This window comes from Acinetobacter sp. neg1, assembly GCF_000788125.1.
Classification (GTDB): Bacteria; Pseudomonadota; Gammaproteobacteria; order Pseudomonadales; family Moraxellaceae; genus Acinetobacter; species Acinetobacter vivianii.
Window position 1 is genome coordinate 42606 of the sequence record NZ_JSZD01000021.1, and the last position, 11139, is coordinate 53744.

General features: G+C 42.1%; 9 protein-coding genes. 6 read left to right on the forward strand and 3 right to left on the reverse strand.

What is annotated here, in order from left to right:
- Nucleotides 1-127 precede the first annotated feature (127 nt).
- On the reverse strand, nucleotides 128-685 hold the full coding sequence (locus tag PJ15_RS17335; RefSeq protein WP_047432965.1) for a VTT domain-containing protein: 558 nt from the start codon (nucleotides 683-685) through the stop codon (nucleotides 128-130).
- 336 nt (nucleotides 686-1021) lie between these two features.
- Nucleotides 1022-2950 (reverse strand): ATP-binding cassette domain-containing protein, encoded by a 1929-nt coding sequence (locus PJ15_RS17340; RefSeq protein WP_047432966.1) that lies wholly within the window; start codon nucleotides 2948-2950, stop codon nucleotides 1022-1024.
- A gap of 211 nt (nucleotides 2951-3161) precedes the next feature.
- On the opposite strand from PJ15_RS17340, the gene PJ15_RS17345 reads away from it, so the two are divergent.
- The 5 genes from PJ15_RS17345 to erpA all read left to right on the forward strand — a co-directional run bounded on the left by PJ15_RS17345 (nucleotide 3162) and on the right by erpA (nucleotide 8346).
- Nucleotides 3162-4169 (forward strand): putative solute-binding protein, encoded by a 1008-nt coding sequence (locus PJ15_RS17345; protein ID WP_047432969.1) that lies wholly within the window; start codon nucleotides 3162-3164, stop codon nucleotides 4167-4169.
- 210 nt (nucleotides 4170-4379) lie between these two features.
- Nucleotides 4380-5381: a putative solute-binding protein gene (locus PJ15_RS17350; RefSeq protein ID WP_005260331.1), complete on the forward strand. Its 1002-nt coding sequence runs from the start codon at nucleotides 4380-4382 to the stop codon at nucleotides 5379-5381.
- Between the two features lie 217 nt (nucleotides 5382-5598).
- A complete protein-coding gene (locus PJ15_RS17355; RefSeq protein ID WP_004776514.1) occupies nucleotides 5599-6606 on the forward strand; it encodes a putative solute-binding protein in 1008 nt (335 codons plus the stop codon).
- A 287-nt stretch (nucleotides 6607-6893) separates the two neighbouring features.
- Nucleotides 6894-7898, forward strand: a complete 1005-nt coding sequence (locus tag PJ15_RS17360) for a putative solute-binding protein (RefSeq protein ID WP_004776516.1) — start codon at nucleotides 6894-6896, stop codon at nucleotides 7896-7898.
- 112 nt (nucleotides 7899-8010) lie between these two features.
- On the forward strand, nucleotides 8011-8346 hold the full coding sequence (erpA, locus tag PJ15_RS17365; protein ID WP_004776517.1) for an iron-sulfur cluster insertion protein ErpA: 336 nt from the start codon (nucleotides 8011-8013) through the stop codon (nucleotides 8344-8346).
- Nucleotides 8347-8398: 52 nt separating this feature from the next.
- Here the strand turns inward: erpA and PJ15_RS17370 are convergent, their stop codons facing one another.
- Nucleotides 8399-9532, reverse strand: a complete 1134-nt coding sequence (locus tag PJ15_RS17370) for an anhydro-N-acetylmuramic acid kinase (protein WP_004776518.1) — start codon at nucleotides 9530-9532, stop codon at nucleotides 8399-8401.
- Between the two features lie 61 nt (nucleotides 9533-9593).
- Here PJ15_RS17370 and tyrS point away from each other — a divergent pair, with 61 nt between their 5' ends.
- Nucleotides 9594-10826: a tyrosine--tRNA ligase gene (tyrS, locus tag PJ15_RS17375; RefSeq protein ID WP_009506246.1), complete on the forward strand. Its 1233-nt coding sequence runs from the start codon at nucleotides 9594-9596 to the stop codon at nucleotides 10824-10826.
- The last annotated feature ends 313 nt before the right edge of the window (nucleotides 10827-11139 follow it).

Below are 11139 nucleotides of genomic sequence, written 5' to 3' on the forward strand. Positions count from 1 at the left end.
ATTTTCATTATTATTTACTATTGTTTTTTACGTTCCACGTGAAACCTGACATAGAATAAATGGATTAAAAAAAAGCAGGAAAGACGAACTTTCCTGCTAGATCATACAATATGGTACTGAAAGGGAATTAACTTTCTACAAAATCACTGACCTGAATTAAGGCATGGCCAAACAGGTAACCTGCTGTCACCAGTACGCTGATCCAGAGTAAAGCCCCTAGAATGTTATACACAACAAAATGCGTGTAATTCATATTGCTCGAACCTGCTGCCAATGGTGCGAAAGATCGTGCAAAAGGAATAAAACGCGCCAATAAAATGGTTTTTCCACCATGTTTTAGGAAAAACACATTGGTTTTTTGTAGATATTCCTGCTTGATGAAGCGTGATTTCACATTAAAAATGCGGTCACCAAAATGACGGCCAATATGATAGTTCACCATATAGCCCAATGCTGCAGCAAAGAACAGCAGGCTGATCATATAGCCAAGATGCATCATTTCAACGACAGAACACAATGCACCTACCGTCAGCAATAAGCTATCACCGGGTAAGAAGAACATGAAAACAAAGGCTGTTTCTGAAAAAATAATTAAGAAGAGGATAAAATAGATCCATAAACCATATTCTTGAACCAAAATGGGCAGAATATGTTCAAAATTAAAAATAAAATCTAAAGAATTCATTCAGTTTGTATGATCCAAAATAGAGTACTCACCAAATTAAAGTACAAAAAAATGTGAAATGAATTTAACCCTCAGGATTCATTCGTCAGTTATAACATTACAACAATGGGAGCTGAGTATATCGAGCCTGAACCCAAAGCTCAATTTTCTACGAAAATTCCAGTTTTACCTTATCTTAAATTATCGACAGATTCATGACATTTTTCATGATATTCATAGTGTTTTTAGGTATCTGATCAATATTTTTACGTTTAATAAAAATCGTTTTTTATATTGAGAGAAGTGGCCTTAAAAGATGAGATCCATACCTGTTTCTACAGATATGGATCACTCATGTTATTCAGCAAATGAGCTTTCGAGTTCTTCCAGCTCCATCATCAGCTCTAAAAGCTGCTCTTCAAATTGTTCCAGTTTCGCTTTTAGCTCATTTTGTTCATTCATGAGCTTCATCAAGTCATCTTTGCGGCTTGCTTCATACAATGCGCTATCTGCCAGCGTCTGTTCGATTTCTGCCAGACGAGGTTGCAGCTTTTCGATTTGAGCTTCAACTTTTTCAATATTTTTACGAATAGGGCGCGTCATTTCACGGCGGCGTGCGGCTTCTTTACGTTGAGCTTCTTTGTCGATCTTCACAGCTGGAGCTTGAGTGGACACGTTTTGTTGTTGCCCAGCACTTTGTGCATTGATCTGTTGCTGACGTGCTTCACGTAACCATTTGGCATAGTCTTGCAGATCACCTTCAAACTCGGTGCATTTACCTGCATGCACGAGCAGTAGATCATCACAGACACTGGCAATTAACTGACGTTCATGCGATACCAGTACCACAGCACCTTCAAAATCTTGTAGTGCCATGGTCAAGGCATGACGCATATCCAGATCTAAATGGTTGGTCGGTTCATCCAGAATCAGCACGTTTGGACGCTGCCATACGATTAAGGCCAATGCGAGACGCGCGCGTTCGCCACCAGAGAAGCTTTCACATGGGGTGTCCATACGTTCACCGCTAAAGCCAAATCCACCTAGAAAGGCGCGTAACGCAGCTTCACTGATTTTTTTGTCCGCAATACGGGCCAATTGCAGCATTGGGCTGGCATTGGCATCCAATGCGTCCATTTGGTGCTGGGCAAAATAACCAATATTGAGTAGTTCTGAAGCTTTACGTTCACCAGCGAGTAGAGGCAAATCCCCGACCAAAGTTTTGATCAGTGTTGATTTACCAGCGCCGTTCATTCCCAGCAAACCAATACGAGAGCTTGGGGTGATTTGCAGGCGAATCTTTTCGGCAATCATTTTATCGCCGTAACCAATGGTCGCAGCATCTAAACTAAGCAACGGTGAACTCATTTTGGTGGGTTCACGGAAACTAAAGGTAAATGGTGTATCGACATGCGCAGGAGCAAGCTGTTGCATGCGTTCAAGTTGCTTGATACGGCTCTGTGCCTGACGGGCTTTGGTCGCTTTGGCCTTAAAGCGATCAATAAACTTTTGTAGATGGGCACGCGTTTCTTGCTGTTTCTCAAATGCTTGTTGTTGTTGCGCTAAACGTTCGCTACGGGTGGTTTCAAAGGTTGAATAGTTGCCCGTATATAGCGTCAGTTCCTGATTTTCGATATGCAGAATATGATCGGTAATTGCATCAAGGAAATCACGGTCATGCGAAATCAGAACCAGTGTACCTTCATACGCTTTTAGCCAGTCTTCTAACCACAATATCGCATCTAAATCCAAGTGGTTGGTCGGTTCGTCCAGTAATAACAAGTCTGAACGACTCATCAAAGTACGTGCCAGATTTAAGCGCATACGCCAGCCACCAGAGAAACTGGCAACGTTTAAACGGATTTGATGATCCAGAAAGCCTAAGCCAGCCATCAATTGTGCCGCTTTGGCTGGGGCTGCATAGCCGTGGATTTCATCAAAACGGCCATGAAGACGCGCTAACTCATCATTGCTGAGTTGATCAGGATGGGCGAGCTTTTCTTGAATATCCCAATATTCCTCATCTCCCGAGAGGACAAAATCAATGGCAGGCATGTCCAGCGCTTTAATTTCTTGCGCCATGTGTGCCACTGTCCACACTGCTGGACGACTTAAATTGCCTTCATCTGCGCCCAATTCACCTAAAAATGCTGCAAATAAAGTTGATTTACCTGCTCCATTGACACCAGTCAGACCAATTTTCCAGCCAGGATGAAGCTGCATTGAGGCTTTTTGGAACAGAACGCGCCCACCACGGCGTAATGAAACTTGGTCAAATTGGATCATGAGCATGCAAAATAGCGAATAGATAGCTGCATTTTAAGGTGATCACCCATGAATGCAAATTTTATATTGAAGATTAGGCCAGACTTCATCATTTCACCCGCTTATCACAAAGTAGAGTAAATACTCTATTTTTATGATGAAAATCAGATTATGATTTAAAATCTAGGAAAAACAACACATCACATGAAAAAGAATCAACTAGGACGGGGCAATGAAGAAGGGAATTCTGGCATTGGGGGCAATGCTGATACTGGCTGTAAATACACAGGCCAGTGCTGCAACTAAAATTTGTGTTTTTGATTTGATGGGGAAATCAGGCGAAGCGTACAAGGCCATGGAAGAATGGGCCTTAGCCGCGAGAGCATGGCACGGCGAAATCAATCTGGTCAGTTATCAAAATGAGGCGATGGCTGAACATGATTTTGAACAAGGTCGCTGCGAGGGTGTGTATATGACCTCAATGCGTGCACGTGCCTATAACAAGTTTGCAGGCTCGGTAGATGCGATTGGCGCTGTGCCAAGCTATGCCATAGCACAGAAAGCGATTAGTTTTGCTTTGGATAAGCGTAATCAGCGCCGTTTAATCAGTCGGGTCGCAAATCAAAGCTATGAAGTGGCGGGTATCTCGCAAATTGGTCTGGCCTATATCTTTGTCAAAGACAAAAGAATGAACACCATTGAACAAATCAGGGGCAAGAAATTTGCAGTCTTGGGCTATGACGAAGCCCAAAAAATTGTGGTGAGGAGTCTTGGTGGACAAGCTGTACTTTCTGATATTTCGGATATTGCCAAGAAATTTAATCAAGGGCAGGCCGATATTATGGCAGCGCCAGCCTATGCGTATAAACCGCTGGAAATCTATAAAGGTTTAGGTAATGACGGTGCAATCATTACTTTTCCTGCGGTTAACATGACCATGGATCTGATTATTCGGCCTGAAAAGTTCACGACCAATTTTGGGCAAAACTCACGACAGTGGTTTCTCAATCGTCTTAACACCAATTTTGCTTTAATCCAGCGAATCGAAGCGGAATTACCAGCCAAATACAAAATCAATCTGAGTCAGGAAGATAAAACACGTTATCAGCAAATTTTGCGTGAAGCACGGATCGATCTGACTAAACGTGGAATTTATGACGCCACCATGATGAACGTACTCAAACGGGCACGCTGTACAGTCGATCGTACTAATTTTGAATGTACCTTAGGCGGAGAATAACCAGAATCCATCATCTTGTGATGAACGAAGGGGTTTAATAGCCCCTTTAGAAGGATTTGGCTTAAATTGTCAAACTGTGATCAATAGTGTTAAAAGTGATGAAAACCCGACGTATGTATATAAAAGCACTATGCTTTTAGCCGAAAGCTGACTATATTGATCAGGCACTGATGGAAAATTGTGCAATATCGCGTAGAAAGGGAAAACAAGATGAAAAAAGGACTTTGGGCATTGGGTGCTACGGCTCTATTTGTCATGGCGACGCCTGCACAGGCCAAACAGGACATTTGCGTATTTGATTTATTGGGTAAGGCTGGGGAATCTTATAAGCTGGTCGAAGAATGGAAGCTTGCTGCCAAAACGTGGCAAGGTGACATTGAATTAATCCCTTATCAAGATGAAGAAAAAGCGGAAAAAGATTTTGATGCGGGCAAATGTGATGGCGTTTATATGACCTCCATGCGGGCCCGTAAATATAATAAATTTGCAGGTTCTGTTGACGCCGTTGGGGCAGTCACCAGTAATGCCATTGCACAGAAAGCAATTAGTTATGTGCTGGATAAACGTAATCAGCATCGTTTGACTGCGACAATGGATGGGGAAAAATTCGAAGTTGCTGGCATTATTCAGGTCGGTCTGGCCTACATTTTTGTTCGTGATAAAAAGATCGACACCATTGAAAAAGCCAAAGGCAAGAAATTCGCTTATTTACATTATGATCAGGCGCAAAAAGCGATTGTTGAAAGTATCGACTTGGTCGCTGTGCCCTCAGATATTTCAGACTTTGTGAAAAAGTTTAATAGTGGGCAAGTCGATGTCATTGCTGCACCTGCCTATGCCTATAAACCTTTGGAAATCAGTAAGGGACTGGTCAATGGCGCGCTATTTAATTTTCCGGTGGTCAATATTACTGGTGACCTGATTATTCGCCCAGAAAAATTCCCAGCAGGCTTTGGTCCTCAATCCCGAAAATGGTTCGTCAATAAATTGCCGAGTAACTTTGCCATGGTGCAACGTTTAGAGGCCGGCATGAATGCGAAAAAAATTACGTTGACCAATGAAGATAAAACCCGTTATCAAAAAATGCTGCGGGATGGGCGTATGAATTTAACCAAGCAAGGCGTATATGACGCGAGTATGATGAATGTACTCAAACGTGCCCGCTGTACCGTTGAGCGGACTAACTTTGAGTGTACTTTGAGTGGTGAATAATAAGGAGTGCAGCAACACAAAAACATAAATAGACAAATAATGATCAGTAGATATAATAAATTTGTCTATGAAAATAAGCAAAATGGATAAAATAGGACAAAAACTAAACAATACGGGTATAAAAATAGAGTAGAAGCTCTATTTTTTTTCAAAAAACATGATTAATATTTGCTTCGAACAAGGAGACAAACATAAAGTTTGTGAAAGGATGAAAACTATGAAAAAAATGGCACTTGCTCTTGCAGCAACTTCGATCCTAGGTGTATCTGCTTCTACTCAAGCAGCAATTGACGTATGTGTATTTGACTTACTAGGAAAGTCAGGCGAATCATACAAAATGATGCAAGATTGGGCGCTCGCAGCGAAAGGCTGGGGTGCAGATGTAAACCTTCTCGCGATCACGGATGAACAGGTTGCGGATAATAACTTTAAAGCGGGTAAATGTGCTGCTGTAGCAATGACAGCAATGCGTGCTCGTCCATATAACAAATTTGCGGGTTCTGTTGACTCGCTCGGTGGTGCACCAAGCAATGCAGTTGCACAACGTGCAATTACCTATGTTCTTGATGCACGTAATGCTGCAAAAATGACAACCAATTTAGGTGGTAACAAATACGAAGTCGCGGGTATCTCTCCGCTCGGTGCTGCTTACATTTTCGTACGTGACAAGAGCATTAACTCAATTGAAAAAGCAGCGGGTAAAAAATTCGCGGTATTGGGTTATGACGACGCACAAAAAATTATGGTACAACGCGTAGGTGCGCAAGCGGTCCTTTCTGATATTTCTAACTTTGCTGCGAAATTCAACAATGGTCAGGTCGATATGGTTGGTGCGCCTGCTTATGCTTACAAACCATTAGAGTTAAGCAAAGGTTTGGGCGCGAATGGTGCAATGTTTAACTTCCCAGTTCTACAAGTGACTGCGGATCTTGTAATTCGTCCAGAAAAATTCCCTGCTGGTTTTGGTCAAAAATCTCGTGACTACTTCGTGAAACAATTGCCAAAAGCATTTGCCATGATCAAGCGTTACGAGTCAGAGATTCCAGCAAAATACAAAATGAACTTAAGTGCTGAAGACAACTTAAAATACCAAAAACTGTTACGTGACGGTCGTATGGACTTAACCAAACGTGGTATTTACGATGCAGGTATGATGTCTGTATTGAAGAAAGCACGTTGTTCAGTAGATAAAGCAAACTTTGAATGTGCATTACCGGGTGAATAATCCTTAATTGCCATAAAGTGTACTTAAAGCCTAGATTATTCTAGGCTTTTTGTTTTTTTATCACTGTCATTTGAGTCATTGTGTTTAGATTGAAAGATCGTAATGATAGAAAGATATAAAAAACCAAATGGAATCTTGAGAAATTGAAAATATGTTTTAATCAGGACGATTAAGCATGACTGAATAAAAACATAGATTCATTTGAAAACCTGAATCAGGGTGTAGCGTGATTTTAAATTTTGGGTGTGGTGCAACAACAATCAGCATAGATGCAAAGGAAGAATAAAATGCAGTGGTTTAAAACATTAATACTTGCAACAGGTATCGCTGCGGTATCTGCCGGGACTCAAGCAAAACAAACGATTTGTGTATTCGACATCGTCGGGAAAAGCGGTGATGTCTATGCCTTAATGAAAGACTATCAATTGGCTGCAAAAAACTGGGGCGCAGATATTGAGCTTAAAGTGGGCACCAATGAGGCGGTCATTGCTGAAGACTTTAAAGCAGGTAAGTGTGATGGTGTCAGTATCACAGGCATGCGGGGACGTCAGTTTAACCAGTTTACAGGTTCATTGGATGCAATCGGAGCGATTACAGACCTTAAACTCGCTGTGAAAGTGATGCAGGGCTTGGCAAGTCCAACCTTTGCTAAAGCGATGGTAAATGGTAAATATGAAGTGGTTGGGGTGATTCCTGTCGGCGATGCCTATTTATTGGTAAATGACCGTAATATCAATACTGTTGCCAAAGCAGCAGGCAAGAAAATCGCCGTATTGGATTATGATGAAGCACAAAAAATCATGGCTTCACAAGTCGGCGCACAAGCGGTCAGTTCAGATATTACCAACTTCGGCGCCAAATTTAATAATGGACAGGTCGATATCATTGGTGCACCAGCGGCTGCATTTAAACCGTTGGAGCTCTATAAAGGCTTAGGAACCAAAGGTGCGATTGTGAATTATCCAATCTTGCAAGTGACAGGTAACCTGATTATTCATCCTGATAAATTCCCAACAGGGTTTGGTCAGAAATCTCGTGAGTGGGTGAAGGCGCAATTGCCACGTGCTTTTGGCATTCTAGGGAAAATGAAAGCAGATATTCCTCAAAAATACTGGATGGAAGTGCCTGCTGCGGATAAGCCTGGCTATCAAAAACTGATGCGTGAAGCACGTATCAACCTGACTGCAAAAGGGATTTATGACAAACGTATGATGAAATTATTATGGCAATTCCGTTGTCGTGAAGATGCCAAGAATTTTGAATGTGGCTTACAAGACGAGAACTATAAATAATCTTGTAAATGCACTTTAAAACTTCAAATACAGACCCGATATTGAGTATGCTATACTGAATATCGGGTCTTTTATTTATTAAAGACGTATTGAAGTCTGAGGAATATCCATCATGAACGCCCAAGCTCTAGAATTGTCAGATAATGCTGCCAACAAAGTTCGCCAACTACGCGAAAGTGAAGGGAATAACGACCTTATGTTACGCGTGTATGTAACGGGTGGCGGATGTTCAGGTTTCTCTTACGGCTTTAACTTTGCTGAAAGCGTGAATGAAGATGATGCTGAATTCATGAATGGCGATGTTAAAATGCTTGTGGACTCACTGAGCTATCAATATTTGGTTGGTTCAGTAGTTGATTATCTTGAAGGACTGGAAGGTTCACGTTTTGTGGTGCAAAACCCGAATGCGACCACGACTTGTGGCTGTGGTTCATCTTTCTCGATTTAATAGATTCTTGTCATAAAAAAAGCTTCTCCAGTTGAGAAGCTTTTTTTATTGCTTATACCGCGGTGATAGTCCCTAAAATACGATCACCTGATGCACCCGTGACCGCAGGCAAGTTTCCACTCAGCTGTTCTACGAATCGCATCGCGAGCCATGCAAACGCGGTCGCTTCTACCCACGTCGGTGCTAAACCCAGCGCATCTGTGGTTTGTACAGACCAGTTATGTTTACGCAAGCGCCAGCGTAATTGTTCAAGTAAATGCGAATTATACGCACCACCGCCACAGACATAGATTTCACCTGTCGGCATCGACTCTTTACTGCGATAAATGGCTTTCTTAATGGCGCGTGTGGTTAGCTTCATTAAGGTTGCCTGAACATTTTCTGGTGTGTCTTCCAGCTCGTCATAGCCAAGGTCATTACGCCAGTCACTGAGCTGTTCATCTAGCCATTCCAGATTAAAGTCTTCACGACCCGTACTCTTAGGGGGTTCTTTGGCAAAAAACTCATGGCTTTGCAAACGATCTAGCAATGAGCGAATCGGATTACCATAGGCCGCCCAGTCGCCATTTTCATCATAAGGATGACCGGTATGGCGATGACACCAACCATCCATCAAGATATTGGCAGGGCCTGTATCAAAGCCATAAACGCCGTCTGCATTGTTAGCAGGCAGCATACTGATATTGGCAATTCCACCTAAATTCAGGATTACACGATGAATACTGTCATGCTGAAATAAGGCTTGATGGAAAGCAGGAACTAAAGGTGCACCTTGCCCCCCTGCGGCCATATCGCGGCGACGGAAATCAGACACTACAGGGAGTTGAGTGATTTCAGTGATGATATTCGGATCACCAATTTGCAAGGTAAAACCATGTTCAGGACGATGGCGAATAGTTTGTCCATGTGAACCAATGGCTTTAATTTGCGTACGATCTAAATTATTTTTCTCGATCAATTCGTTGATGCCGCGCCCAATCATTTGTGCCAAAGCGACATCGGCTTTACCCATACGGTCAATTTCATTGTCATCAGGCAGCGTCAACGCCATTAACTCATCACGTAATTCTGGCTCAAAAGGCACGGTTAGCGTGGCATGCAGCGTTAAAGGGTCGAATGAAGTTGCAACAATATCAACACCATCCATGCTCGTGCCTGTCATTACACCAATATAGATTGCGCTCATATACAACTTATCCTGCAAGATGCTGAAAAAATGTTAGTATATCGCACAAATTGAATAACTGATGTGTTTAGGTTTTGTGATGTCAAATTTCTTGCCAGCCGAAGAACAGCTTGCTCTCATTCAACGAGGCACGCACGAGATTATCTCTGAAGAAGATTTACTTAAAAAACTCAAAGAAAATCGTCCACTCCGTGTAAAAGCAGGCTTTGACCCTACGGCTCCTGATTTACACTTGGGACATACTGTTCTGATCAATAAATTAAAAACCTTTCAGGATTTGGGACATGAAGTGACTTTCCTGATTGGTGACTATACTGCAATGATTGGTGACCCAACAGGTAAGAGCGCGACGCGTCCGCCGTTGTCACAAGAGCAGGTCATTGCCAATGCAAAAACCTACCAAGAACAAGTTTTTAAAATCCTAGACCCAAATAAAACTAAAGTTCGTTTTAACTCAGAATGGTTTAGCCAAAAAACTGCTGCTGATTTAATTCAGTTGGCAAGCCAGCAAACTGTATCGCGTATGTTAGAACGTGATGACTTTACCAAGCGCTATAACAACCATCAGCCGATTGCGATTCATGAGTTCCTCTATCCATTGGTACAAGGCTATGACTCAATTGCGCTTGAAGCAGATGTCGAGTTAGGTGGAACAGACCAAACCTTTAACTTGTTGATGGGTCGTACCTTACAAGGTCGTTATGGTCAAGAATCACAAGTGTGTATCACTGTGCCAATTCTTGAAGGTTTAGATGGCGTCAATAAGATGTCTAAATCTTTAGGCAACTATATTGGCGTATTTGATACACCAGGTGCGATGTACCAAAAAATTCTGTCGATGCCAGATAGCCTGATTGAGCGCTACTTCGATCTACTCAGCTTTAAGTCACTCGATGAAATCAAGGTACTACTTGATGAGATGGCTGCGGGTCGCAATCCACAAGAGATCAAACGTATTTTGGCGCTTGAGCTGGTTGAGCGTTTCCATGATGCAGAAGCAGCAGAAAATGCACATAAGAGTGCAGGTAACCGCGTAACTGAAGGTGAAGTGCCAGAAGATACACCTGAAGTAACGATTTCTCGTGGTGAGTTTGGTGGCGAGCTGTTTATTGCAACCATTCTTCGCGTTGCAGGTTTAAATCCGAATGCCGCTGCTGCAAAAGACGCCGTGGGCCGCGGTGCGGTTAAAGTCGACTGGAATGTGGTTGATATGAGCTACTCTGTAAAAGAAAATGTCACTTTAATCATTCAGTCAGGCAAAAAAGCGATTGCACGTGTGACTTTCACCGACTAAATCGAAATAAAAATAATAAAAAGCAGGCCCAGAGCCTGCTTTTTATACGTAAATAGATGATAAAAACAACGAAAACATCAGTTTTGTAGAAAAAAGAAACATGCAAAAGAAAATAATAAAAAACAGGGTTGCATCGGATCTGAAATGCTGTAGAATGCACATCCATCGGCGGTGATGCAGATAAAAACTTGTTGAGAAACAAGGATTTGGCTAAATAGGTTGGATTCTTGGGTTGATTGATAAGTTTTAAAAATATCGAAATTACCTGTTGACTTTGAAGAAATTTAGAGTAATATAGCCGACCTAGCTTGAT

Coding starts and splice junctions, on each gene's coding strand:
- PJ15_RS17335 (WP_047432965.1), bottom strand. CDS start 685: ATGAATTCTTTAGATTTTATTTTTAATTTTGAACATATTCTGCCCATT.
- PJ15_RS17340 (WP_047432966.1), bottom strand. CDS start 2,950: ATGATCCAATTTGACCAAGTTTCATTACGCCGTGGTGGGCGCGTTCTG.
- PJ15_RS17345 (WP_047432969.1), top strand. CDS start 3,162: ATGAAGAAGGGAATTCTGGCATTGGGGGCAATGCTGATACTGGCTGTA.
- PJ15_RS17350 (WP_005260331.1), top strand. CDS start 4,380: ATGAAAAAAGGACTTTGGGCATTGGGTGCTACGGCTCTATTTGTCATG.
- PJ15_RS17355 (WP_004776514.1), top strand. CDS start 5,599: ATGAAAAAAATGGCACTTGCTCTTGCAGCAACTTCGATCCTAGGTGTA.
- PJ15_RS17360 (WP_004776516.1), top strand. CDS start 6,894: ATGCAGTGGTTTAAAACATTAATACTTGCAACAGGTATCGCTGCGGTA.
- erpA (WP_004776517.1), top strand. CDS start 8,011: ATGAACGCCCAAGCTCTAGAATTGTCAGATAATGCTGCCAACAAAGTT.
- PJ15_RS17370 (WP_004776518.1), bottom strand. CDS start 9,532: ATGAGCGCAATCTATATTGGTGTAATGACAGGCACGAGCATGGATGGT.
- tyrS (WP_009506246.1), top strand. CDS start 9,594: ATGTGTTTAGGTTTTGTGATGTCAAATTTCTTGCCAGCCGAAGAACAG.